At 65.8% G+C, this 24,271-nt stretch carries 20 protein-coding genes; 1 reads left to right on the top strand and 19 read right to left on the bottom strand.

Going from position 1 to position 24,271, the window contains the following annotated elements; all coding sequences use genetic code 11:
* Positions 1–50: 50 nt before the first annotated feature.
* The 16 genes from ZRA01_RS00625 to ZRA01_RS00550 form a co-directional block, all read right to left on the bottom strand.
* Positions 51–1,391: a putative O-glycosylation ligase, exosortase A system-associated gene (locus ZRA01_RS00625; protein WP_141348806.1), complete on the bottom strand. Its 1,341-nt coding sequence runs from the start codon at positions 1,389–1,391 to the stop codon at positions 51–53.
* Positions 1,392–1,442: 51 nt separating this feature from the next.
* Positions 1,443–2,795 carry a phenylacetate--CoA ligase family protein gene (locus ZRA01_RS00620; RefSeq protein WP_141348805.1) on the bottom strand — a complete coding sequence of 451 codons (1,353 nt, stop codon included), beginning with the start codon at positions 2,793–2,795 and terminating at the stop codon, positions 1,443–1,445.
* Complete coding sequence (locus tag ZRA01_RS00615) at positions 2,788–3,912, bottom strand: glycosyltransferase family 4 protein (protein WP_141348804.1); 1,125 nt, start codon at positions 3,910–3,912, stop codon at positions 2,788–2,790. The genes ZRA01_RS00620 and ZRA01_RS00615 overlap by 8 nt, the downstream gene beginning before the upstream one ends.
* Positions 3,909–5,120, bottom strand: a complete 1,212-nt coding sequence (locus ZRA01_RS00610; RefSeq protein WP_141348803.1) for a TIGR04063 family PEP-CTERM/XrtA system glycosyltransferase — start codon at positions 5,118–5,120, stop codon at positions 3,909–3,911. The genes ZRA01_RS00615 and ZRA01_RS00610 overlap by 4 nt, the downstream gene beginning before the upstream one ends.
* Positions 5,121–7,052, bottom strand: a complete 1,932-nt coding sequence (locus ZRA01_RS00605) for an XrtA/PEP-CTERM system amidotransferase (protein WP_141348802.1) — start codon at positions 7,050–7,052, stop codon at positions 5,121–5,123.
* Positions 7,053–7,059: 7 nt separating this feature from the next.
* Entirely contained in the window at positions 7,060–8,259 is a 1,200-nt protein-coding gene (locus tag ZRA01_RS00600) for a TIGR03088 family PEP-CTERM/XrtA system glycosyltransferase (protein WP_141348801.1), read from the bottom strand.
* Positions 8,256–9,500: a TIGR03087 family PEP-CTERM/XrtA system glycosyltransferase gene (locus ZRA01_RS00595; protein ID WP_141348800.1), complete on the bottom strand. Its 1,245-nt coding sequence runs from the start codon at positions 9,498–9,500 to the stop codon at positions 8,256–8,258. Before ZRA01_RS00595 ends, ZRA01_RS00600 begins: the two co-directional genes overlap by 4 nt.
* Before the next feature lie 5 nt (positions 9,501–9,505).
* Positions 9,506–10,543 (bottom strand): FemAB family XrtA/PEP-CTERM system-associated protein, encoded by a 1,038-nt coding sequence (locus tag ZRA01_RS00590; protein WP_141348799.1) that lies wholly within the window; start codon positions 10,541–10,543, stop codon positions 9,506–9,508.
* A gap of 13 nt (positions 10,544–10,556) precedes the next feature.
* Positions 10,557–11,423 (bottom strand): XrtA system polysaccharide deacetylase, encoded by an 867-nt coding sequence (locus ZRA01_RS00585; protein WP_174851573.1) that lies wholly within the window; start codon positions 11,421–11,423, stop codon positions 10,557–10,559.
* Positions 11,420–12,508: an XrtA/PEP-CTERM system-associated ATPase gene (locus tag ZRA01_RS00580; RefSeq protein WP_141348798.1), complete on the bottom strand. Its 1,089-nt coding sequence runs from the start codon at positions 12,506–12,508 to the stop codon at positions 11,420–11,422. The genes ZRA01_RS00585 and ZRA01_RS00580 overlap by 4 nt, the downstream gene beginning before the upstream one ends.
* Before the next feature lie 7 nt (positions 12,509–12,515).
* The gene (locus ZRA01_RS00575) at positions 12,516–14,060 is read right to left on the bottom strand and encodes a TIGR03016 family PEP-CTERM system-associated outer membrane protein (protein WP_141348797.1); all 1,545 of its coding nucleotides are present in this window, start codon (positions 14,058–14,060) and stop codon (positions 12,516–12,518) included.
* The gene (locus ZRA01_RS00570) at positions 14,057–15,046 is read right to left on the bottom strand and encodes an XrtA-associated tyrosine autokinase (RefSeq protein WP_141348796.1); all 990 of its coding nucleotides are present in this window, start codon (positions 15,044–15,046) and stop codon (positions 14,057–14,059) included. Before ZRA01_RS00570 ends, ZRA01_RS00575 begins: the two co-directional genes overlap by 4 nt.
* A gap of 9 nt (positions 15,047–15,055) precedes the next feature.
* Entirely contained in the window at positions 15,056–16,618 is a 1,563-nt protein-coding gene (locus ZRA01_RS00565) for an XrtA system polysaccharide chain length determinant (protein WP_141348795.1), read from the bottom strand.
* Positions 16,619–16,678: 60 nt separating this feature from the next.
* On the bottom strand, positions 16,679–17,284 hold the full coding sequence (locus tag ZRA01_RS00560; protein ID WP_170182859.1) for an XrtA/PEP-CTERM system exopolysaccharide export protein: 606 nt from the start codon (positions 17,282–17,284) through the stop codon (positions 16,679–16,681).
* A gap of 194 nt (positions 17,285–17,478) precedes the next feature.
* The gene (locus ZRA01_RS00555; RefSeq protein WP_141348794.1) at positions 17,479–18,777 is read right to left on the bottom strand and encodes a DUF1302 family protein; all 1,299 of its coding nucleotides are present in this window, start codon (positions 18,775–18,777) and stop codon (positions 17,479–17,481) included.
* 40 nt (positions 18,778–18,817) lie between these two features.
* Positions 18,818–19,585 (bottom strand): ABC transporter ATP-binding protein, encoded by a 768-nt coding sequence (locus ZRA01_RS00550; RefSeq protein ID WP_141348793.1) that lies wholly within the window; start codon positions 19,583–19,585, stop codon positions 18,818–18,820.
* A gap of 84 nt (positions 19,586–19,669) precedes the next feature.
* Between ZRA01_RS00550 and ZRA01_RS00545 the strand changes: the two genes are divergently transcribed.
* Positions 19,670–20,458 carry an outer membrane lipoprotein-sorting protein gene (locus ZRA01_RS00545; RefSeq protein ID WP_141348792.1) on the top strand — a complete coding sequence of 263 codons (789 nt, stop codon included), beginning with the start codon at positions 19,670–19,672 and terminating at the stop codon, positions 20,456–20,458.
* 11 nt (positions 20,459–20,469) lie between these two features.
* Here ZRA01_RS00545 and ZRA01_RS00540 read toward each other — a convergent pair whose 3' ends face one another.
* The 3 genes from ZRA01_RS00540 to rnr are packed head-to-tail and all read right to left on the bottom strand — an operon-like array spanning position 20,470 to position 24,247.
* Positions 20,470–21,147: a HugZ family pyridoxamine 5'-phosphate oxidase gene (locus ZRA01_RS00540; protein WP_141348791.1), complete on the bottom strand. Its 678-nt coding sequence runs from the start codon at positions 21,145–21,147 to the stop codon at positions 20,470–20,472.
* 21 nt (positions 21,148–21,168) lie between these two features.
* On the bottom strand, positions 21,169–21,915 hold the full coding sequence (gene rlmB, locus ZRA01_RS00535; protein ID WP_246093237.1) for a 23S rRNA (guanosine(2251)-2'-O)-methyltransferase RlmB: 747 nt from the start codon (positions 21,913–21,915) through the stop codon (positions 21,169–21,171).
* The gene (gene rnr, locus ZRA01_RS00530; protein WP_371859280.1) at positions 21,908–24,247 is read right to left on the bottom strand and encodes a ribonuclease R; all 2,340 of its coding nucleotides are present in this window, start codon (positions 24,245–24,247) and stop codon (positions 21,908–21,910) included. The genes rlmB and rnr overlap by 8 nt, the downstream gene beginning before the upstream one ends.
* Positions 24,248–24,271 lie beyond the last annotated feature (24 nt).

Raw genomic sequence — 24,271 nt, 5'->3', positions numbered from 1 at the left:
CATCACAGATTTCGATTGGCGATCCAGAGATGTCATCAGTTCCGTTTCCATTACGGTGAGGCTTTCAGCCGGCCCGAAGCCTTCAGGCTCATGGCCTCTGCCGAAGCTGCGGCCGATTGCTCACCCAGGGTGGCCTTGACCCATTTTTCAGTCACGACCGCGATCAGCATGAGGTAATAGGGCATGTCCCAGAAAGCCAGGTTGAGGAAGGCACCGCCCACCGCGAACCCCACCAGACTGACTTTCATCATCGACCCCAGGTCGGCGGCCCAGGCGAGCTCGGGGTGCCCGCGCCCCAACTTCATCAGGCGCCCGGCCGTGCGATAGGTCAGAATCCAGAAGGTCAGGAACAAGGCAAGCCCGATGTAGCCATGCTGGCCCAGAACCTGGAAGTAAATACTGTGTGCGACCAGCACCTCGTTCGGGTTGGGTGCATACATCCGATACACGAGCGCGCTGTCGGTGGCGAAACCCGCCCCCAGGATGCGGCTGTTGGCGATGTTGATCGCCATCGTCCAGGCGTTGATCCGCCCCATCGCCGAGGCGTCGGACTCATAGGTCTTGATCGTGCCCATCCGCTCGCCCCACTCGTCGGGCATGAACATCACCAGCGCCGGCGCCAGGATCAGCAGCACGATGCCGATCGTGAGCTTCGACTTGCTGCGCCACCACAGCACGATGGCCATCGACGACATTGCCAGCAGCGCGCCACGGGAATGGCTGCCGAGGACTGAAACGGCGCACAGCCCGATGCTGAGCAGCAAGCCCCGCCTGATCCATTTCGGGCTCAGACGGGTGAGCGTCGGCAGTTTCACGAGGTCTTCCGCCCGCATGTACAGGTAGTACAGCAACGGGATCGAGACGATCAGCGCGACCGCCAGCTCGTTATTGTCGGCGATCGCGCTACCCGGCGGGCCCCACACCCGAAAGGCACCGCCGGTGACGAGGGTGAAGAATCCCCCCTTGATGCCGAAGAACGCCACCGACAAGGCGGTGACGACGATGAAGCCGAGGATCTCTTCGCGGGTCCGGACCACGCAGCCGATGAGGAGCGCCACGCCCAACACCTTGGAAACGTTCACGTAGATCGCGCTGCTTTCGTCGAAGTGGATGGCCGCCACCGTGGTGAGCCCCATCCAGACGACGAACAGCGCCAGCACCGTCACCGGCCCACTCGAGGGCCAGCGCACCTGCTTGGGATGCGTCATCATGCCGACGACGAGCAGCGCCACGGCGATCATCGCGAAAGGCAGGCTGTAGGCGAAACCCCAGCCCAGCCGGTGGGGGTTCATCAGGCCGATCCACGCCCACAGCAAGGCTGCGATATAGGGATACTTGAGGGCCCTGATCGCACCGTATACAAAAATGAGCGTTATCAGTAGATCACGCACTCACATCGCTCCATACATTCATCAGGTCCACCAACCAATGGGCCACAAAAATCAGGCTGCGACGCGACTGACCACGTACCTGAACTTGCCGGACGCCTCGGCCGGCACCACGTCGACGAGCTTCACGTCGATCGTCACGGACGCCCCCAGCCTGCGCTTGAGGCCCTCCTGGATGCGCCCGACATCACCGGCCTCGAAGAGCGGCCCCGGCACCACGAACACCGTGGTGAGGGCGGTCGTCTCCTGGACGATCTTGAAGGACGCCACCCCCGGAATATCCCGAAGAACATAAATCAGCGCAAGGCCATGCATCACGGTGCCATCTGCGGAGATGACGAAATCGGTGCTGCGACCCTGGATCTCGCGGAGAATCGGCAGCCCGCGGCCGCAGGGGCAGCGATCTTCGCTCAGGACACCGACATCGCCCGTGCGATAACGCACGAACGGGTAATCACGCGTGGCGAGGTGGGTCACGACGATCTCGCCCGACACCCCCGGCGGCTGGACCCGCCCTTCCCCGTCGATGATCTCGACGATGATGTCCTCGGCGGTGATGTGCATCGAGCCCGACGGGCAGGCATGGGCGATGAAACCCGCATCGCGCCCGCCGTAGCCGTTGGCCACCGGGCAGGCGAAGAGCCGGCTGATGATCTCGCGCTGGTGGTCGTAGAGGCGCTCGGAGGTCACGAAGACGACCTTCACGCCCAGGTCGTCGAGGCGGATGCCTTTTTTCTCGGCGTAGCCCGCGATGTGGCTGATCGCCGAGGGGTAGCCGAACACCATGCGCGGGCGCACCTCGCGGATGCGCGCGATGAAGCCCTCGACCTTCGCGTCGGACATCTCAAAGGCCGGCAGCAGCTCGGTGCGCATCAGCCGGTCGCGGATCAGGCGGACCTTGTCCTGGGAGCCGAGCTCGATCGGCGAACCCCACACGACGATCTCCGGGTCGCCGATATCCACGTCCCACCAGCGGGTGGCGCGCCACTTGGCGGCCACGTCATGGGTCACGCGCTCGGTGCCGATGAAGAAGATCAACGGTTCGCCGCTGGAGCCGCCGGTGTTGAAGCGCGCCAGCCCCTGGGCGTCGTCGGCGCGCAGCGTGTCCTTGTTCTCGCGGATCACCGACTTGGTGAGGAAGGGCAGCGCCTGCAAGTCGGCCGGCCCGGTCACCTTCTGCGGGTCGAAGCCCTCCCGGGCGAACAGGTCGCGGTAAAAGGGAACGTGGCTGCCGATGTCGGCAAGGAAATCACGCAGGCGCGCCGCCTGCTGCTCGAGGATGCGCTGCTGCGGCCACCACTGGGACTCTTCCATGGCCTGCCGCACCTTCACGGTGTCGTGCTTCTTGAGGCGTTCCTGGAGCGGGAACAGCGCGTTCGCCACGAGGCGGGTATAGATGTCAGACATGATCGTTCGATTCCTGGATCCGGGCGGCGCCGGACGGTAAGTGCCCACGCAGGGCATCCTCATAGGCCGCCAGCAGCTCGTTCCTGACGGCAGACCAGGCGTAGCGGCGCACCTCTTCCAGCCCCGCCTGACGCAGCACCGCCGCGAGGGGCGCGTCGTCCAGCACGCGCAGCGCAGCGTCGGCCATCGCCTGGGGCGCATCGGCAGGCACCAGCAAGGCGGTGCGTTCGTGGCTGACCAGGAAGGGGATTCCCCCCACGTCGGTCGTCACGACGGGCACCCCGCAGGCCATGGCCTCGAGCACCGACACCGGCATGTTGTCGACCCGGCTCGGATTGAGCGTGAGGTCGGCGTCCCGGTAGAGGGCGGCCATCTGGTCGCGGTCGAGACGGCCCGTGAAACGGACCCGCTCCGCCACCCCCAGCGCGTCGGCGAGGGCCTGGAGCTCGGCGAGCTGCGGCCCGCTGCCGGCCACCGAGAGGCGTGCCTCCGGGCGCACCGCGGCGACCAGGGCAAAGGCACGCAGCGCGGTATCGATCCCGTAGATGGGCTCGAGATTGCGGGCAAGCACCAGATGGGCGCCCCGCTTCCGGTTCTCGGCAGGGGCAAAGCGGGCCAGGTCGACCACGTTCGGGACGATCCGGCCTTCGATTCCGAAACGCCCGAAGACCTCTTTCAAAAAACCTGATGGAAACAGCAGCTGGGAGGCCCGGGCCAGGGTCGAGCGAACCCGCGGCGCCGACCGGTTGAGGAAGGCCTCGGCCTCGCCCCCGTGGTAGTTCACAACCACCGGCCGCCGGCGCAGGCTGCCGATCCAGACCGCCGGCGCCGCGAAGAGGTGCCACGACCAGCCAGAGTTGGCCATTACGTGCACGATGTCGGCCCGCCCCGCCGCGCTCCACAGGCCGAAGCCGTAGGGCAGCAGGCGCGCCACGGCCCGCAGGCCCTGCACCCGGCCGATCCAGGCCGGACGATAGGGCGCATTCACCTGCACCAGCTCGACGCTCGCACCCTCCTGGCGCAGCAGCTCGGCCAGCTGCCGGGTCTGGTTCGCCATGCCGCCGGCGGGCGGAGGAAGCGGCCCGACGAGGGCGACGCGCAGGCCGGAAAAGCTCATGCCGGACGGCTCCCGAGCAGCTGGTCGTACACCTTGCGGTAGTTGGCCACACTGTTCTTCCAGTTGCGCACGTCCTCGACGAAACGCCGGCCAGCCGCGCGCATCGCGGGCCACTTTTCGCGGTGGTCGAGCATGTCGTTCACCGCCGCCACCAGGGCGCCCGGATTGCCGGCGGCGAAGAGCCGGCCCGTCTCGCCGTCGCGGATCAGCTCCTGGTGGCCACCGACATCCGATGCCACGAAGAGATGGCCCTGGGCCATCGCCTCGAGGGGCTTGAGCGGGGTGACGAGCTCGGTGAGGCGCATCGAATGGCGCGGATAGATCAGGAGGTCGATCAGGTCGTAGTAGAGGCTCACGCTGGCGTGGGGCACGCGGCCTGTGAAGATCACCTTGTCGGCCACCCCGAGGCGCTCCGCCTGGGCCTTGAGGTTGGCATCCTGGGGGCCACCGCCGACGAGCAGCACCCGCAGCTCGGGTCGGCTCGCCAGCAGCCCGGGGAAGGCGTCGAGCAGCAGGTCCAGGCCCTCGTAGGCGTAGAACGAGCCGACGAAACCGAGCACCGTCTTGCCCTCTAGCCCGAGCTCCTGGCGGAGCGGCAGCGCGGCGTCCTTCGAGCCGGAGACCTGGAAGTTCTCGACGTCGACGGCGTTGGGGATGACGGTCACCCGGGCGTCGGGGATGCCCCGGGCCACGATGTCGCGGCGCAGGCCTTCGCAGATCGTGAACACATGATCCACCCGCTTGATCGCCCAGGTCTCGAGGGCCCGGGTGGCGCGGTAGCGCAGGCTGCCCTCGGCGGTCGTCCCGTGGTCGACGGCGGCGTCTTCCCAGAAGGCGCGGATCTCATACACGACGGGGATGCCCAGGCGGCGGCCGACCCGGATCGCCGGGATCGCGTTGAGCACCGGCGAATGGGCGTGCAGCACGTCGGGGCGCAGCTCCCGGGCCAGGGCTTCCAGGCGCGCCTCGGTGGCGCGGATCAGGCGGTACTCGTTGACGCCCGCCGGCCCTGCGGGCGGCACCGGCGTGCGGTAGAAACGCAGGCCGTCCACCTCCTCCACCTCGGCGGCGGTCGCGCCCTGCTTGGGCGAGGTCAGGTGGAAGGTTTCCCAGCCCCGTGCGCGCTGCTCGCGCAGGATCGCCGCGGTACGGAAGGTGTAGCCGCTGTGAAGGGGGATCGAGTGGTCGAGGATATGAAGGATGCGCATTTACGTGATCAATTCGGCTGCAGCCGGGGACGCCGGCACTGAGGCGCCGTTGTGGCGCAGGAAGGCTTCGAACATCATCACCGTCCAGAGGGACGCGCTGTAGTCCTTCGCGCCGGACTGGTGGGCGTCCACCAGATGTTCGAGGTAATCGCGGTTGAAGATCCCGGTCTGGGCCAGCGTCTCGCCGAGCATGACCTCGCGCACGCGCTGCTTCAGCGGCCCACGGAACCAGCGCGCCAGCGGCACGGCAAAGCCCATCTTGGGGCGGTACAGCACGTCGTCGGGGAGCAAGGGCTCGAGGGCCTTCTTGAACAGGAACTTGCCCTCCTGGCCCTTCACCTTGAGGCTGGAGGGCAGCGTGGCGAGCCACTCGACCAGCTCATGGTCCATCAGCGGTTCGCGCACTTCGAGGGAATGGGCCATCGCGGCCCGATCGACCTTGGTGTTGATGTCGCCCACCAGGTAGGTCTTGATGTCGAGGTACTGGATGAGGGCCAGCGGGTCGTCGGTCTGGGCGGCCTCGCCGTGGCGGCGGAACACCTCGACCGCGTTATAGCCCGCCAGCTCGCGCCGGAAGCTGGCCGAGAAGAGGCTGCGGCGCATGTCGTCGCGCAGGATGGACACCGAATGGAAGTAGGCCTCGACCGAGTTGCGCGCCATCGCCTGGAAGGTGCTCTTGGCGCGGAACACGCGCGGCGCCCAGTCAGCCTTGGGGTACACCCGGCCGAGCATGCCGAACAGCGGCCGGCGCACCCCCGCGGGCAGCGCGCCGCGCATCTTCTCGTCCATCAGGTGGGTGCGATAACGCCGGTAGCCGCCGAAGCTCTCGTCACCGCCGTCACCCGAGAGGGCCACCGTGACGTGCTTGCGGGCCAGCTGGCAGACCCGGTAGGTGGGGATCGCCGAACTGTCGGCGTAGGGCTCGTCGTAGAGGGCGGCCAGCGTGTCGATGAGGTCGAAGTCATCGGACCTGACCGTCTCGACGTAGTGGCGCGTCTGGTAGCGGTCGGCGACCAGCTGGGCGAAGGCCGACTCGTTGAAGGCCGGGTCGTCGAAGGCTATCGAGCAGGTGCTCACCGGGTCGCCGGAGAGGCCCGCCATGGTGGCCACCACCGCGCTCGAGTCGACGCCGCCGGACAGGAAGGCGCCCAGGGGCACGTCGGCGATCATCCGCAGGCGGACGGATTCGCGCAGGCGCTCGTTGAGTTCGGCGCAGGCCTCACCCACCGAGAGGTGGTTGTCGAGGGAGAAACGCACGTCCCAGTACGACCGCGGCGCCGGGATCGGCTCGCCGCGCCGGATGCACAGGGTTTCTGCCGGCTGCAGCTTGAGGGCGCCGCGGAAGATCGTGCGCGGCTCGGCCACGTAACCGAGGGAGAAGTATTCCTCGACCGCATGGGGGTCGATGCGCCGATCGAGGCCGGGGTGCTGCATCAGCACCTTCAGCTCGGAGCCGAAGAGCAGCGTGCCGTCGTCGAGCAGCGCGTAATACAGCGGCTTGACGCCCAACCGGTCGCGGGCCAGGAAGAAGGTCTGGCGGTTGCGGTCCCACAGGCCGAAGGCGAACATGCCGCGGAAGCGCTGCACGCAGGCTTCACCCCAGGCCTCCCAGGCATGGACGATGACCTCGGTGTCGCTGCGGGTATGGAAGACGTGGCCGAGGGCTTCGAGCTCGGGCACGAGCTCCTGGAAATTGTAGATCTCGCCGTTGAAGACCACGGCCACCGAGCCGTCCTCGTTGAACAAGGGCTGCTGGCCGGTGGACAGGTCGATGATCGACAGGCGGCGGTGCCCCAGCGCCACGCCGGGCTCGAAATAGAGATCCCCCTCGTCGGGGCCGCGATGGAACTGGATGTCGTTCATCCGCTTCATCAAGCCGCGATCGAAATCGCGCTTGCCGCGGGTGTCAAAAAGACCGGCGATGCCGCACATGACTTGTTTATGCTTTCAGGGAAGGGCTTTTGCCGGATTGAACCGCCGCCAGGGATGCGCCAGCGCTCTCCGGGAGCAGCGCCTGATAAAGGGACAGGTAAGACCCGACCATGGCGTCGAGGCTGAACTCCTGCAGGACCCGCTCGCGCCCCGCCTGCCCCATGGCCGTCACCCGCCCGGGCGTCCGGAACAGGGCCATCATGGCGGCGGAAAGCGCGGCCGGATCCGCCGCGGGCACGAGCAGGCCGTTATGGTCATCGGCCACGAGTTCGGGGTTGCCGCCGACGTTGGTGGCAATCACCGGCAGACCGGAGGCCATGGCCTCGAGCACGGTATTGGAGATGCCTTCCGACAGGGACGGCATCACGAAAACGTTCATCGCCCCCATCGCGTCGGGAATGTCAGAGCGCTCGCCGGTGAGCCAGACGTGGCCTTCGAGCCCCTCGGCACGCACCAGGGCTTCGAGCTCACCCTGGAGCGGGCCGCCACCGACGATCATCAGGCGCGCCCGCCTTGCGGCCTCAGCGTCACCACGGATCATCCGGGCAAAGGCGCGGATCAGGTTGGCGTGGTCCTTGACGGCCTGGAGGCGGCCGACCGCGCCGAACACCATCAGCTCCGGTGCGTCGAAGGGTGAGCCGGGCAACACGCGGCGAGGCGCCGCCGGCACGAAGCGCCGGGCGTCGACGCCGTTGCAGATGCGCTTCACGCGGCGCGCGCCAACGCCGACCTTGTCCAGCAGGTAGCTCTCGATCTTGCGCGACAGCGCCACGTAGTGGGACACGAAGGGCGAATACAGCTTGCGGACGAGGCGGTACTTCCGGCTCGTCCCCTCCCGATCGAAGCTGTCCCAGCCATGCTCCCCATGGATACGCACGGGCACCCCGGCCAGCCAGGCCGGCACGACCATCTCGAGCGCGGCCAGGTTACGGGTGTGGACGATCGCCGGCTTCTCTTCGCGGAACATCCGGAACAGCGCCGGATACAGCTTCAAGCCGTGGCCCGCAGGCTTGTGCAGCGAGACGAACTCGACGTCGGAGCGCCGGACGCGTTCACAGAACGACGGCACACAGCGGGTCAGCGCCACGATCTTGTGCCGAAAGTGCTCTGCCGGCATGTGGTTGAGCAGATTGACGATCCCGTTCTCGAGGCCTCCGACATCGAAGCTGAAAACCACATGGATCACTAGGGGGCGCGGGTCGGTCATGACGCTTTCGGGCGGGGCTGCGCGGTGGGTTCGGAGGGGGCGGCCAGCAGTTTTTCGAGGGCCGACAGGTGTGCCCCCCAACTATAACGGGTGACGACCCGCTTTCGGGCGGCCTGCCCCATGTTGCGGCGCAATATTACATCAGCGAGCAAGCCAACGATAAGCGAAACGAATTCATCCCCACTGTGGGCAATCTCACAATCCTCACCCGGCGAGGCCTCGAGCCCGGTGGCGGATGCCGAAGAAATCACGACCGGCTGCGCCATGGCCATCGCCTCGAGCACCTTGTTCTGGATCCCGCGGGCAATCCGCAGCGGCGTGACGACCACGTCGGCGTGGGCCAGATAGGGCCGCACGTCGGGCACCGTGCCGGTCACGACGACTCCCTCGGCCGCCAGCGCCTGAACCGCCGGCGCGGGATTCATGCCTACGATCCAGAAGCGGGCGTCGGGAAACTGCTGGCGCACCTTGGGCAGCAGCTCGCCGGCGAACCAGACCACCGCATCGATGTTCGGCCAGTAATCCATCGCGCCGGTGAACAGCAGCACCGGCCCGCCCGGCGGAAAGGGGCTGTCGAAGGTATGGTCAGGGCTGAAATAATCGGCGTCGACGCCGTTCTGCATCACGCCGACCCGCCCCGCCACCTCGGGCGCGGCCTGCCGGAAGAGCTGGGCCTCGGCCTCCGTGACGAACAGGCTGGCGTCGCCGGCCGCGGCGGCCTGGCGCTCGAAGGCGAGGAGCTTTGCGCCCTCGCGCCGGTACAGCCACGACATCGGCCAGCGATGGTCGGGGGCGTATTGGGTCCATTTGGCGGAATCGAGATCGCAGAAATCGATGATCCGCCGGTCAAGGCCGGGCACGTCGAGGTACTGGGCCATGGGGCCGGAGAACGCGACAGCCTGGCGGATGCCCTCCCGGGCCACGACGTCGGCCACCCACTGCCGCAGGCCGGCATCGCGGTAATAAGGCAGGCTGAGGGCCTCGCCGCCGAGCAGGCCACGCAAGCTGAGCACCCGCGCGAGGCGCGGATCCAGGCGGACCACATGGCTCTCCTCGCACCACTCGGCGAGGCGGCCCACATGGGCCGCGTCGTCCGGATGATCCACGAAGGTGCCGAGGAACACCCGATGCCGCCGCGCCAGCTGACGCAGGATGTTGAAGGACCGGACCTTGTCGCCCTTGTTGGGCGGAAAAGGAATGCGATGAACCAGGTAGAGCAGCGGGCTGCGGTCGTCTGCCACCGGGCTCACCCGAGATTACGAACGATGTGCGGCCCGATCGTGTTGGCCACGGCCAGCGGCAGGCGCCGCCACATGGCGATGAAAGCCCGGTACTTGGGGTTGAGCGGGTTGTTCTGGGGCACCTCGTCGCGCTTGTAGAGCCGGTATTCGTAGGACAAGGGCAAGGGCTCGAAGCCCCAGTTCTTCTTGAAGCTGTACGGGCCCGTCCCGATCTTGCTGCGACCGTAATCGAAGATCTTGTAGCCGCGGGCGCAGGCACGGCGCATGAGCTCCCAGTACTTGAAGTCGTTGGCCGCCAGCTCGCGCGCAGCGAGGTCGTCGCCGGCGTAATAGGGCAGCACTTCGTCCCGGAAGTAGAAGGTCAACACGGTGGAAAGCAGCTTGCCCTCGGGCGAGGTAATCGTCATCACCTCGCAATCCTGCCCGAAAACCCTCATCAGGGTTTCAAAGAAACGTTTCGGCAGGGCCGGCGTGCCGTGGCGCAGCACGTTGTCGGAGTACAGCGCGAAGAAGCGGTCGACGTTGCTGTCGATCTCGCAGACGAGGCCGTTCTTGATGCCCTTGCGCACCATCGCCCGCTGCTTGCGGGGGATCGCCAGCATGTTGGCCTCTTCGTCGGCGAGGATCTCCTTGCGAAAGGTGACGTAAACCTCCTGGCGCGGCCAGTCGGGGTGGCGCTCGGTGAGGTTGCGATACTCGAGGTGCTGCACCCCGGCCTTGCGCGACAGCGCGTCGGCGGCCTCGTCGAGGGCGTCGACGGCCTCGGCGTCGCTGCCGGCAATGCCGCCATAGACCGCAAACGGCAGGGAGGTCATGGCGTGGCCGAACAGCCGGCTCTTGACCTCGACCAGCGGCAGCACCGCGACGATCTGCCCGTCACGCTCGGCGAGGAGGTAGTGGGTACGGTGCCGGAACACCGACTCCATGATGTCGCGCCACTCGATGCGATGAAAGAAGGTCGCGTCCGGGCAGCCAAACACGAAGGCGTTCCAGCGCGAGGCGTCCCCCGCCTCGTAGGGGCGTACTTTTACGACAGAAACCATGCGAAACCCAGACTCAAATTCTAGTTGCGGAGAGAAACACGTCGTCCATCCGCCCCCATGCGAAATCCTGCAGGAGGCGCTCGAGACGCGCTTCGGTGTGCTCGAGATTCACGTAGTGGCGGAAGCGGGTCTTGGCGCTCGCTTCCTTGACCACCGGCTGGCCGGGATCGATCTCCCAGGGGTGGAAATAGAAGATGGCCGGACGACGGTCTTCGGCGTTGACCTTGCGGATGCCCCACGCCGAAACCGGGTAAGGCAGCAGGCGGAAGTATCCACCGCCGCCCACCGGCCAGTTGCGGCCGAACCGGCGCACGGTGGTGATGGGGATCTCGAGCAGCCCTTTGGCGACCGGGTAGGGAAAGCGCGGCGCGTCGGGCACGCCGTAGTGGTCGTGCTTGACCGGATACACGCTGGAGCTGTAGGCGTAGCCCGCTGCCTCGATGCAGTCGTGGGCCCAGGGGTTGGAATAGCCCACCGAGAAACTCGGCGCGCGGTAGCCCCGCACCTCGCAGTCGGCGATGTCTTCGAGCACCACCTTGGCCAGCTGGATGTCGGCCAGGAAGGCTTCGGGCGTCTGGTCGCTGGCCCGCTCGTGGCCGTAGCCGTGGCTGGCGATCTCATGCCCTTCCATGGCGATCAGGCGCACCAGCTTGGGATAGCGCTCGGCGATCCAGCCCAGGGTGAAGAAGGTGCCCTTGGCCTCGTGCTGGTGCATCAGCTCGAGGATGCGATGCACGTTGCGCTCGACCCGGCACTCGGTGGAACTCCAGCGATCCTTGGGGAAATGGCTGGCCAGCGCGGACACCTGAAAATAGTCTTCGACGTCGATCGTCAGCGCATTGACGATAGGCTCGCGGGTCTGGGTGGTGGGTGCGCTCACTTGCCCTGCCCTCCGCTTTCGGTTGTCGTCGCCTGCTGCTGGGCCGCCTTGAGTAGCTGCCCGAGGGCATTGAGGGTGGTCGACAGCGTCCGTTCGAGGACGGCCAGGCGCTCTTCGAAGCGCGCCGTATCGAAGGCCGCCCCTGCCCCCGCCAGCACCTTGGCGGCCTCGGGGTTGGCCAGCAGGCGCTGCAGGTCGATTCCGGCTGTCGAGGCCTCGACGACGGCTGCGGGCCGGGGCGAAAATGCGTCGGTCTGCAGCGCAGCCGGCGTGACCTGCTCCTCGCGCATCTCGGCCGAGATCTGATTGACGAGGTCAACGCTGACGCGGCGCTGCTCGCCGAGGAAGGCGCCGAGCATGATGCGGTCGCACACGGCATTGATGCGCCGCGGAATGCCCTGACTGACGTTGAAGATCTCGCGCATGGCCTCCTGGTCGAAGCTGGGGTTGCCCTTCCAGCCGACACAAGACAGACGGTGTTCGATGTAGGCGTGGGTTTCCTGCAGATCCAGCGGCCCCAGGTGATAGGAGGCGATCACGCGCTGGCGCAGCTGCACCATCTCCGGGCTCTGCATGATGGCGCGAAACTCGGGCTGCCCGACGAGGAAGCTCTGCAGCAGCGCGTGGTCTTCGAGCTGGAAATTGGAGAGCATCCGCAGCTCCTCGACCGCCTGGGGCGTGAGGTTCTGGGCTTCATCGACGATCAGGAGGGCCCGCTTGCCGGCTGCGGTGGTGGACACCAGGAAAGCCTCGATGGCGAGCAGCAGGTCGCTCTTGGTGAGGTGCTTGCTGGGGATACCAAAGGCCGCCGCCACCAGACGAAGGGTGTCGTCCGCGTCGATCTGGGTGCTCACCAGATTGGCGGCCACGATCTTCTTGGGGTCGAGCTTTTCGAGGAGGCTGCGCACCAGCAGCGTCTTGCCTGCCCCGACCTCGCCGGTGATGACGATGAAGCCTTCGTTCTGATGCAGCCCGTATTCGAGATAGGCCATGGCGCGGCGGTGGCCGCGACTGCCATAGAAGAAGGAGGGGTCCGGGTTGAGCTGGAAGGGCTTGCCTCGCAGCCCGAAATAGGCTTCGTACATGAGATGCTCAGAATTGGATTGCGAGGCTGCCGATCACCGCGTTTTCGGTATAGTCGCTGGTGGAGTAGGAACCCTCGTTGCGGCGCGCGTTCAACATGCCGGTTGCCTTGGGCGTCAGTCGGGACGAGACGCCGACGGTCAGCAGGCGCGAGTCCGAACTCTGGCTCACGAGACCTTCGTTGCGGCTGCGGGTCGAGCTGAAGGACGCATTGAGGTTGGTCAGCCCGGTGACCTGATGGCTGAGCGTGAGGGTGGCTCCCGTCGTCCGCAGTTGCGAGCCCGCCTGCAGATCGTTGCTCACGGCAAAATCCCGTTCGACAAGGCTGTCCCGCAACGACTGGAACACCACCAGCCCAAGGGAGTTGCGCTGGCCGAGGTAGGTGGCGCCCACCTGGAGCCGTTTGTCGAGGAAGGTCGCGTTGGTGAGGACGGGCTGGTACACCTGCCCCTGCGGCATGCTGGCAAGCAACTGCCGCACAAAAGCCTCCCGCTCGGCAACGTTGGGGTAGAGGGATGCGTACTGGCGCATCAGAGGCTCAAAAAAGAAATCGGCGTACGACAGCGGGCTCAGCATCGAGTTGCTCGTTGTCGTGGCATCCTTGCTAAAGCTGGCCCGGTAAACCATCTGCGACGACCGGTGATCGGCGGCCAGGGTGTAGCCGGTGCCGAAAAAACGGTCTTCGACGGTTGCCGCAACACGCGTGCGCGGTGTCGGCGTCCAGTCGGCACCCGCGCCATAGATCGAGCTGCTCTGGTTGCTTATCCGGTAATTGTTGGATTCTGCGCCGACGATGAGGCGCAGCATGAGCTCCGGCATCACCTGGGCCATGCCGGTCAGGCGCGCCGTCTGTTGCTTGAGCTGGCGTGAGGAGGCGCTGTTGTCGCTGGTCTGGTCGAGGACATTCAAGCCCCAGCCCAGGCGACCCGTCATGCGAGGGTCTGAAGCGCTGAGCGCCCAGCTTTGTGAGGTAGTCTTGGCCATCGCCGTACTGCCGGAGTCGGAGACGCCCTGCGTGTAGCGCAACTGCAGAGAGCCGGTGTTGCCGAAACGGGTCGTGAAGTAGGGGCTGATGTTGAAAACGCTCACCTGGGTCTGGTTGATGCCGGTCACCGTGTCCGCGGGCCTCGCACCGAAGACCGAGGTGGCCATGCGGCTCACCGACCCGTTGAGATCGACATACAGACGATTCTCCAGGGCCATGATGTTGCCTCTGCCGTTGAACGCCAGGTTGGTCGAATCAGCGGAGGTGCCATTGCCGTAATGGATCGCATTGACCGATGCCGAAAACGATCCGGTGACCCGGGCGCCGCGCGCATCGACACTGAGCCCCGGGCTGATCTGGGTGATCCAGTCCGTCTTCGTCTCGCCCGCGTTACGCAAGCCTGCGTTGTCGGTGATCGTCTCGGTGAAACGAACGGACGGCATGACCCTGAACGTTTGCTGCTGCGCCAGCACCGGGGATGCAGCCATCAGCCCCAGGGGGGCACAGAGGGCCGCCAGGCGCCAGGCGTCGGACTGCCGCCGTGAGCGACCGGAAGCGGGGGTTCTCACGCGTTCTCCTTCGGGTTGTGGCCGTAACCGTAGCCGTAACCATAGCCATAACCATAGGCACCGGCGCCCGAGTGAGCCGCCTTGTTGAGCAGCATCAGCTTGACGGGGCAGGACTCGATGGTGGACAGCGCCTGCTTGACCGCGGCCTGGGTCGTCTTGTTGGACTCGACCACCATCACGATCTGGCCCATGTGCGTCGCCAGCACCCGGGATTCGGTGGTGACCAGCAGCGGGGGCGAATCGAAGACGATGATCCGGTCGGAATACCGCACGGCGAGCTCGTCGAGCAGATTGTTCATGGCATCGCTGGCCAGCAGCTCGGTGGCCCGGGGGTGAGGCGTACCGGCCGGCAGGAGGCTCAGCTTTTCGATGTTGGTCTTGAGCAGCACATCACCCAGCTGGATGTCCGGGTTGGTGAGCACATCCATCAGGCCCTTCTTCGGCGGCAGGCCGAGGATGTTGAGCACCGACGGACGCGAGACGTCCGCATCGATCAGCAGCACGGTGTGGTCGAGCTCCATCGCCATGCTGATGGCCAGGTTGATGGAGCTGAAGCTCTTGCCCTCTCCGGGCAGGGAGCTCGTGATCATGATCAGGTTGGCGTTGTCGATCGCCGCGGCGCCCTTGCCCTGCACGTTGCGCAGCAGCGGGCGTTTGACGATCCGGAACTCGTCGCCGATCAGCGAGCGCGGAGCGTTGGGCGTCACGGCGCCGATCGAATGCAGGCGATCGAGATCGATCTCGATGCTCTGGGCCGGGTTGCCCGGGCGGGCTGCGGCGGCAGGCGCGGGCGTACGCGCCGCGACCGGAGCGGGCGCGGCGGGCGCTTCTGCCACCGGTTTCGGGGGCTCCGCGGCGAAGGCCGAAGCCTGCCGAACCGGCGCGGGCGTTGCGTCGACCGGCGCAGCGGCCTCGGGCGCCGCCTGCCCGGCGTTTGCGCGCTGGAGTTGTTCGAGTCGCTCGACCGCTTTTTCAATAATGCTCATGTTCGCCTCTCAACCCATCCTGGCCAGCAAGAGCCAGACAGTCATTGCGCCAAACAAACCGACAAGTGCCCCGACCCCGCCGAGAAAGACGATCCGCCCACGACGCTGTACGCGCATCCGGTCCGGATCAGCGATCATGCTGACGGCGCCGAGCACCGCGAGCCCGGTCACCTCACGCAGGACCTGGGTGTCCGTGAAGATCGGGCGGATCTGGCTGATCAGGAAGCTGACGGCGGCGCCCAGCAGCAGTGCCAGAACCCCCGCGCCGGGCATCAGGAGCAGCCGGTTGGGCGCGGAGGGCTTGGCCGGCACCGTGGGCGGGTCGATCAGACGGAAATCTGCAACCCCCGAGGTCGCCCCCATCTCGACGGCCATGGTCGCCGACTCCCGACGGGCCACCAGCGCATCGTAGTTTTTCTTGTTGACGTCGTAGTCCCGGTTGAGCTGGGTGTATTCGGTCTCGAGCTGCGGCAGCATCCGCGATGCGGCGGCGAGCTGCTGAACCCGGCTCTCGTATTCGCTGACGCGGGCCTTGAGCGAAGCCACGTTGGCTTCGGCCTCGCCCAGCGCAATCTTCATCTGCTGCATGACCGGGCTGGCGCCAGCCCCAGCCATCGCCGGGCCGTTACCCATGGTCTTGCGGCGAATCTGGATTTCCTGGGATTTCTGGGCCTCGAGCTCCTCGATGAGCTTGCGCGCCGCCACCACATCCGGGTGCTGGTCGGTGTATCTCAGCAGCAGGGCATCGAGCGACTTTTTCTGGGACTCGATGCGCCCATCGAGTTCGGGAACCGAGACGCTGGCCAGGGACGCGCTGGACATGCGCTCGGGCAGGATCATCGAGTCTTCACCGGAGAACTGCCGCTTCAGGGCATCGCGGGAGTTTTCTGCCTCACGCAGCGCAAGCCGTGCCTGGTTGAGCTGCTCGGTGGCATCGGCCACCTTGCGGAAATAATCCGGCGCGCCCGACCCCACCGTGCTCATGTTGCGCAGCTTGTACTCCTTGAGTCTGTTCTCTGCATCCACCAGCCGCTGCTCGTAGGCCTTGATCTGATCCTCGATGAAGCGCCGGGCGGTGTCGGAGTCCTTGCGCTTATCCCCCAGCCCGGACTCGACGAAGATCGACACCATCGACTGGACAACCCGCTTGGCCCGCTGGGCATCGGTGTCGGTGTAGGCCAGCGTGTAAATGTTGTCACGCCCCGCTTCGCGGATCTGCAGCGCCTTGGTTACCGAGACGATCAAGGCCTCACGCTCCTCTTTGGTCTTGGCCGCAAGATCCAGGTCGGCCATGCGGATCAGCTTCTCGACGTTGGGACGGCTGATGAGGGTTCGGCTGAGGATGTTGATCTGCTGGTCGACGTTGGGCTGCACCGCCAGGCCGGACATCAGCGGCTTGAGGATGGACTGGGTGTCAACGTAGACGCGCGCCGAAGCCTCATAACGGTCAGGCTGCAGATAGACCGCCGCCGCCGCAATCGGACCCACGATCCACGCAGCGGCCAGGCCCCACCAGCGATAGAGCCACATGCCGCGGAGAATCACCGACAGCTGTCTCAATATATCTTCCATTGGGAGAATCCGAATGCAGCCTCCCCGGCACTCGGGCCGGGGAGGAAATCAAGTGAAAGTTCAGAACCAGCTCTGCGGAATGATGAGCACGTCGCCCGGCTTCAGCTCGACGTTGGCCGACACATCGCCGCGCTTGACGAGGTCCTTCAGACGGACCGAATACTGCTTGTTGCCCTCGGAGGTCCGCAGAAGGGTGGCGCGGTTGCCATCGGCGAAATCGGTGATGCCGCCCACCGCGATCATCACGTCAAGCATCGACATCTTCTGGCGATAGGGCAGGGTCTGCGGCCTGGCCGCCTCGCCGATCACGCGGATCTGCTGGGAATACGGCCCGACGAAGCCGCCGACGATCACGGTCACGACCGGGTCGCGGATGTACTTGCCCAGCGCCTGCTCGATTTCACGGGCCAGGGTCGTGGAATCACGGCCTGCAGCCGGGAGATCCTCGACCAGCGGCGCGGTGATCTTGCCATCCGGCCGCACGGCAACCGACATGGACAGCTCCGGGTTGCGCCAGACGACGATGTTCACGTTATCGCCAGGACCGATCAGATAGTTGTAATCGGCATTATCAGCGGTTGCCGGAGCCGGCGGATAGGTCGTGGCACAGCCGGCCAGACCTGCCAGGGCACAGGCCAGCAAGCCTGTCGTCAAAAAACGTTTCATAAGCTACTTCCCCTGATTGCGGCCGTATTTCAGCCTTTGAACGATAACATGCGGATATTACGGCAGACGGCACACCCGCCCGGAGAAAAACGTCACGCAACCCTGGAAAGGGTACATGACTTCGCCATGGAGGGACGTTAAAAATCTGCACCGGGTAAGGCCCGGCGCGGATGATAGCCGAACGACGATGTGTTCTAGAAGGACCAGCGCGCTTCGGTATAGACCCTGTCCCGATCCGAATATCGGCCGAAAGCACCCGTGGCGTCACCACCGAACACGTCCGCACCAAACACCAGCCGCCAGCTCTTGCTCGCAGACCAGATGACCCGCGGCCGGAACATGAAATCGGTGCGCTTGAGCATCGAGACGAAGAGCATCTCGCCTTCCCAGGCCTTCGCGAGCTTGGTGTTCAGAAGGATGCTCGCCCCGTCCTCGACCCGCTCAAGCCCGATCGCCGGGTTGAGGTCGAAGGTGCGGCGGCCAAAATACTGCAGGTTCACACGACCATCCCGGAAGGCCGGGATGTCGACCCCGAACGCGTAATCCATGGTGTTCTGCGCCACCAGCCCATCCGGGTTCAGTGCCGGATTGAAGGTGTTGTACTTGCGTCCGCGGGCGTGCACCAGCTCGCCCTTCAGCACGAATTCGCCGAAGTCCTTGGCCATCGTGCCGCCGATCTGGGTGATGCGGTCGTGGCGGGGCTCGAACTCGTTGCCGAAGCTGCCGACCTGGTAAAAGGTCTGGGCAACGTCGAGGCTGCGGTAGTAGAAGCCGGACATATCCCAGCCGCCGAACTGCCGCGACAGGCGGGCACCCCAGTTGCTGTTGGCGAGGGTGTTGTCGGGCTTGACTTCACCCCGCATCCGCGTGCCCTGGGGAAGTTGCATGGGGTAGAACTCGGCGCCGGGCTTGCCGATCCGGTCGTAGCTGGGGACGGGAATCCAGACCAGCTCGGCGTGGGTGTCGCCAAAATAGTATTCGGCCCGCGCTGCCCACTGGGGGATCCGCAGCTGCTCGAACTCCGGCAGGTAGAAGCTGCGCAGATCCCGGGCAGAGACCACGTCGGCGAAGAACAGGCCGACCATCTCGCCCCACACGATGTGCTGGCGGCCGAGCCGGATATCCACGTCGCCGGCGGAAAAGTCGAGGTAGGTTTCACGCAGGTCGAACTGATATTGCTGGTCGCGGCGCACCGCATCCGGATAGAAGCCCGAGTCGATGGCGAATACCGCATCAGCGTCGGCGCGGCCGGAGATCTTCCACTTCAGCCCCTGGCTGCCGCCCTGGGCGGTGAGTTCGGCACGGGCACGGGCCATGGACCAGTGCTCAGGACGCGCGTAGGTGCGCGCCACGTCGAACTGCAGGATCCCGGAGGTCTTGGGGGTCGCCTCTGTCGCCTCTTCGAGCTCGAGTTCATCGTCGGCAGCCTGGGCTGCCGCCACGCACAGCATCATCGAACACGCCACGGCAGTGTGGCGAAAAATATGAGTCATTGGTCATGCTCCAGCGTTTTTACGTGTTTCGCCGAGGCGCTCAGGCATCGGGGTCGATCTCCGGGCCAGCCTCATCCTTATCCTTGCTCTTATCGAAAACAAACTTGAAAGTCGTCTCGTCGGGGCGCCTTAACCCGAGCTTCAATATCCGCCCATCCTCCATCCGGACCTGGGTATCGGCCCGCTCCATGACCCGCCTGTCGTGGGTGGAGAAGACGAAGGTCGTGCCGCGTTCGACGTTGATCTTCTGCATGAGGTCGAGAATCCCCGCTCCGGTGGTGCGATCGAGGTTGGCCGTAGGCTCGTCGGCGAGAACGACCCGGGAGTTGGTCACCAGGGCACGCGCAATCGCGACCCGCTGGCGCTGGCCACCCGACAGCTGGTTCGGTCGATGGCTGGCGTACTTGCCGAGCCCGACGATGCCCAGGTAGGTGTGAACCCGCTCCCTGCGCTCTTCCCGACTGATCTCGGGCATCTGCAGCAGCGGATACTCCACGTTCTCCTCGGCCGACAGGACGGGCAGCAGGTTAAAGGTCTGAAAGACGAAGCCGATGGTTCTCGCACGGATCTCGGCAAGTTCGTCGGGCGACTGGCCGGACACATCCCGACCATCGATGATCACCTTGCCCTTGCTGGGTGTATCGATGCACCCCATGATGTTCAAAAGGGTAGACTTGCCGCTTCCGGACGATCCTGCGATCGCCATGAAGCGGCCCTCCCCAACCTTCAGATTAACGTGCTTGAGCGCGCGGACATTCTGATCACCCAGACGGTAGACCTTGCTGACGTCCTTGATCTCAATGATCATTTTTTGTGATTCGCCGACAGCGCCATCGTTCGTAATTGGCATCGCCTCACCGATCTATGTTATTTGCGTCCAAAGGATAACACCATGAGCCTAAAAATTTCCCTTTCACGCCGCCGAGCCGGCTGCTTCGTTACCCTGTTCGCCGCGATGACACTGCTGACGGGGGGCGCCAGTCTGGCTGCCGACGACGCCGAGCTGGCGCGCAGCATCGTCGCCAAGGCCGACGAAATCCGCTTTCCGGCAGAGGGTTTCCAGGTGACCATCGACATCGTCTCCACCAGCCCCGGCGAGCAGCCCGACGAGCGCAAGTACAAGGTGCTCTCCAAGGGTAACCAGAACACCATCGTCCAGACCCTCGAACCCGCTTCCGACCGGGGCCAGGCGATGCTGATGCGCGGGCGTGACCTGTGGGTCTTCATGCCCAACATCTCACAACCCGTGCGGCTCTCCCTCGCCCAGCGCCTCACCGGTCAGGTGGCCAACGGCGACCTGGCGCGTGCCAACTTTTCGGGTGACTATGAACCCAAAATCCTGCGCACCGAAACCATCGACGGTGAAAAGATGCACGTGCTCGAACTTACCGCCGCAGAACGGGGCGTGACCTACGGCAAGGTGCTGTACTGGGTGCGCCAGTCCAACAACTGGCCGCACAAGGCCGAGTTCTACTCGCTTTCCGATCGGCTGCTGAAGGTATGCCGCTACGAGAAATTCCAGAGCCTTGGCGGTCGCACCCGACCAACCCTGCTCATCATGGAAGACTCCCTGCGCAAGGGCGACGTGTCGACCCTTCGTTATTCCCAGATGAGCGAGAAGGATCTCCCCGACCGGGTGTTCACCAAACAGTACATGGACAAGCTGAACCGCGTCGACTGAGCGCAGGCGCTTCAGGCGGCCATCACGCCTGAATCGGGCGGCTGAGCCGCCGCCCGACGCAAGCAGTCGGCAGCAAGCGCAAACAGGCCCTCGGCATCCTGCGCCGACGGCAGGGGCCCGAGACGACGGGACACCCCGCAGATCCGCACATCCAGCCCTTCGAAATCAAGCCCGAGCACACTCACCCCGGCGGGCGCGAGCGTACCGAGCGCATCCAGCAGCCTGGCTTCGGTGCGTGAATCGAGCTGGGCCGGCGGCGGGCACGCGTCCACCCAGCCCATCCGCCCAAAGCCACCGATGAAGCGCGCCCTCGCCGGCTCCATGCGGAAGAAGCGGAAGTCGCCGAGGGCGAGATAGTCGGCAGCCTGGGGCTGGTACCGCAGATAGCGTGCCTGCGCGGCTTCGTCGAGGGTCGCCGGCAGCACCCTGCCGAGCAGCGTGACCCGCCCCTGATCGAGACGTCCGCCCTCCCCCTCAAGCACCAACAGACTGGCACGGGGGTCTGCCAGCAGGTTGCGCGTGTGCTCCGCCAGACCACTCAACAGAAACAAGGGCCGGCAGCACCCATCGAGCACATAGGGCACGTTGCTGACGAACGGATACCCCTCCACGCTGGCAGAGTGGGTGCCCAAGGCACCAGGCGCGCCAAGGCGGAGCAACCGGCGGACTTCAGAATAGTCGACCTTCACCCGGCGCCCCTTCTGCGCTGCTCAGCCGGCGCGCTGCCGGCGCGCCTCGAACAGGCACAGGCCGCTGGCCACCGACACATTCAGGCTCTCGACGGTGCCGTACATCGGGATGCGGACCAGCTCGTCGCAGGTTTCCCGGGTGAGCCGCCGCAGTCCATCGCCCTCGGCGCCCAGCACCCAGGCGATCGAGCCCTTCTGGTCGACGGTGTAGATCGATTTCTCGGCCTCTCCCGCCGCGCCCAGCACCCACACGCCGGCCTCCTGCATCTCGCGCAGCGCCCGGGCGAGGTTGGTCACGGTGATGTAGGGCACGGTGTCGGCGGCCCCGCTGGCCACCTTCACCGCCGTCGCGTTGAGGCCCACGGCCTTGTCCTTGGGGGCGATCACGGCGTGGGCGCCGGCCGCATCGGCCACCCGCAGGCAGGCGCCGAGGTTGTGGGGGTCCTGGATGCCGTCGAGCACCAGGAAGAGCGCCGGTTCATCAAGGCCGTCGAGCACGTCGGCCAGCTTGAGCTCCTTGCGGCGCCCGTCGATGCGGGCCACGACGCCCTGGTGACGACGCGTGCCAACCATGCGGTCGAGGCGCTCGCCGTCGGAAGGCACCACGCGGGTGGACAGCTGCTCCGCATGGCGTAGCAGATCGCGGGCGCGCGGGTCGGTACGCTTGGCGTCCACGTAGATCTCGAAGATCGCCTCGGGATCGTGACGCAGCTTGGCCAGAACGGCATGAAAGCCGTAGATGAGACGGGAACTTGCAGTTTCAGACACTGGTTTTCGCTTTCTTCTTTGCACCGGCAAGGGAAGTCTTGCCCGGCTTCTTTGTCTTTGCCGGCTTGGCATCGGCCTTGCTGTCGGCCGGAGCACGCGGCTTGGCGGCGGCCTTGGCCTTCTTCGGCTTATCGACGGGCTGCGCCACTTCGACCGCCTCTGCCTTGGCCGCCCGGCGGCGCGGCTTTGCCGGTGCGTCGGATGCGGGCGGAAGCGACTCGGGCGCAAGCTTCTCGCGAGCCGTCTTGCCGACTCTCTCGGTCACCCGCGCCGGGCCGGCGATGAGCCGGAAGTCGATCTTGCTGGCCTCCATATTCACCCGCACCAACTGCACCCGCACCCGATCGGACAGGCGGTAACGCTCGCCGGTGCGCTCGCCGACGAGGGAGTGATGGGCGTCGTCGTAGTGGAAATAGTCGCTGCCGAGATCGGAGATATGCACGAGGCCCTCGACGAACACGTCGTCCAGCGCGACAAAAAGGCCGAAAGGTACCACCGACGAAACGCTGCCGTCGAATTCCTCGCCGATGCGATCCTGCATGTAGTAGCACTTGAGCCAGTTCTCCACGTCCCGGTCGGCCTCGTCGGCGCGCCTTTCGGTCATCGAGCAATGCAGGCCGATCTGCTCCCAGTCGCCCGCCTCCTGGGCCGGCTGGTACTTGTCGGCGGCCAGGACGGCCTTGATCGCCCGATGCACGAGGAGGTCGGGGTAGCGCCGGATCGGTGAGGTGAAGTGGGTGTAGGCCTCGTAGGCCAGGCCGAAGTGGCCCACGTTGTCGGGGCTGTACATGGCCTGGCGAAGGGAGCGCAGCATCACCGTCTGCAGCAGCTGCAGGTCGGGCCGGCCCTGGATCTTCTCGAGCAGGCGGGCGTAATCGCCGGCGCGGGGCTCCTCGCCCCCGCCCAGCTGCAGACCGAACTCGGCGAAGAACTCACGCAGCTTGGCCAGCTTCTCGGGCGTCGGGCCCTCGTGCACCCGGTACAGGGCCGCGTGCTCGTGGGTCTGCAGGAACTCGGAGGCGCACACGTTGGCGGCCAGCATGCACTCCTCGATCAGGCGGTGGGCGTCGTTGCGTTTCTCCGGCACGATCTGGGCGATCTTCCCGTTCTCGTCGAAGATCATGCGGGTTTCCTGGGTCTCGAAGTCGATCGCGCCGCGCTTGGCCCGGGCCTTCAAGAGCACGCGGAACAGCTTGTCGAGGTTCTGCAGGTGCGGGAGCAGCTCGCCCACGCTCTCGATCGCCGCCGCGTCCTGCTCGTAGAGCGCCGCGGCGACCTGGTTGTAGGTGAGGCGCGCCTTCGAGAACATCACAGCCGGATAGAAGCGGAACTGCTTGATCGCGCCGGTCGTCGAGATCGCCATGTCACACACCATACACAGGCGCTCCACCTGCGGGTTGAGCGAGCACAGGCCGTTGGACAGCTTCTCGGGCAGCATCGGGATCACCCGGCGCGGGAAATACACCGAGTTGCCCCGATCGTAGGCCTCGCCGTCGAGCGCCGAGCCGACCTTCACGTAATGGGACACATCGGCGATCGCCACCACAAGGCGGAAGCCGCGGCCCTGGCGCTCGCAGAACACCGCATCGTCGAAGTCCCGGGCGGTCTCGCCGTCGATCGTCACCAGCGGCAGCGCGGTGAGATCCTCACGGCCCTTCCAGTCGGACTTGCGGACGGCGTCGGGCAGGCGCCGGGTCTGGTCCTTGGCGGCGCTGGAAAACTCGCAGGGCAGCTCGTGCTTGCGCAGCGCGATCTCGATCTCCATGCCCGGATCGGCGTAGTTGCCGAGGATCTCGACGACCTTGCCGATGGGCTGGGCGTAGCGCGTGGGCTGCTCGACGAGCTCGACCACCACCACCTGGCCTGCCACCACCTTCTTCGCCTTGACGCCCGGCGCCAGCAGGATCTCCTGGGAGATCCGCCGGTTCTCGGGCACCACCAGGGTCACGCCGTTTTCGACGAGCACCCGCCCGACGATGCGCGTATTGGCCCGCTCGAGCACCTCGACGAGCTTGCCCTCCGGGCGACCGCGCCGATCAAGGCCGGCGACACGCACCATCACCCGGTCGCCGTGGAGCACTTCGCGCATCTCGTTGGGGCCGAGGAAGATGTCGGCGCCCTCATCGTCGGTGACCACGAAGCCGTAGCCATCCGGATGGCCCTGGACGGTGCCGCGGATCAGGTCGGCCTTGGCCGGCAGCAGATAGGCGCCGCGGCGGTTGCGGATCACCTGCCCGTCACGCTCCATGGCGAACATGCGGCGCTCGAAGAATTCGCGCTCGACCGGCAGGATGTCCATCGCATCGGCGAGCTCACCGAAGGGCAAGGGCACTCCGCGCTCGGTGAGCACCTGCGT

The organism is Zoogloea ramigera, assembly GCF_006539865.1.
GTDB lineage: Bacteria > Pseudomonadota > Gammaproteobacteria > Burkholderiales > Rhodocyclaceae > Zoogloea > Zoogloea ramigera.
The sequence above is the reverse complement of the archived record's forward strand: the minus strand, read 5'-3'. Positions and strand labels throughout refer to the sequence as shown.

Excerpts from the sequence above, each read along its gene's own strand:
- ZRA01_RS00615 (WP_141348804.1), bottom strand. The coding sequence starts at position 3,912 with ATGAGCTTTTCCGGCCTGCGCGTCGCCCTCGTCGGGCCGCTTCCTCCG.
- ZRA01_RS00550 (WP_141348793.1), bottom strand. The coding sequence starts at position 19,585 with ATGATCATTGAGATCAAGGACGTCAGCAAGGTCTACCGTCTGGGTGAT.
- ZRA01_RS00570 (WP_141348796.1), bottom strand. The coding sequence starts at position 15,046 with ATGAGCATTATTGAAAAAGCGGTCGAGCGACTCGAACAACTCCAGCGC.
- ZRA01_RS00600 (WP_141348801.1), bottom strand. The coding sequence starts at position 8,259 with ATGACCGACCCGCGCCCCCTAGTGATCCATGTGGTTTTCAGCTTCGAT.
- ZRA01_RS00580 (WP_141348798.1), bottom strand. The coding sequence starts at position 12,508 with ATGTACGAAGCCTATTTCGGGCTGCGAGGCAAGCCCTTCCAGCTCAAC.
- ZRA01_RS00545 (WP_141348792.1), top strand. The coding sequence starts at position 19,670 with ATGAGCCTAAAAATTTCCCTTTCACGCCGCCGAGCCGGCTGCTTCGTT.
- ZRA01_RS00565 (WP_141348795.1), bottom strand. The coding sequence starts at position 16,618 with ATGGAAGATATATTGAGACAGCTGTCGGTGATTCTCCGCGGCATGTGG.
- ZRA01_RS00610 (WP_141348803.1), bottom strand. The coding sequence starts at position 5,120 with ATGCGCATCCTTCATATCCTCGACCACTCGATCCCCCTTCACAGCGGC.
- ZRA01_RS00560 (WP_170182859.1), bottom strand. The coding sequence starts at position 17,284 with ATGAAACGTTTTTTGACGACAGGCTTGCTGGCCTGTGCCCTGGCAGGT.
- ZRA01_RS00620 (WP_141348805.1), bottom strand. The coding sequence starts at position 2,795 with ATGTCTGACATCTATACCCGCCTCGTGGCGAACGCGCTGTTCCCGCTC.
- ZRA01_RS00590 (WP_141348799.1), bottom strand. The coding sequence starts at position 10,543 with ATGGTTTCTGTCGTAAAAGTACGCCCCTACGAGGCGGGGGACGCCTCG.
- ZRA01_RS00555 (WP_141348794.1), bottom strand. The coding sequence starts at position 18,777 with ATGACTCATATTTTTCGCCACACTGCCGTGGCGTGTTCGATGATGCTG.
- ZRA01_RS00605 (WP_141348802.1), bottom strand. The coding sequence starts at position 7,052 with ATGTGCGGCATCGCCGGTCTTTTTGACACCCGCGGCAAGCGCGATTTC.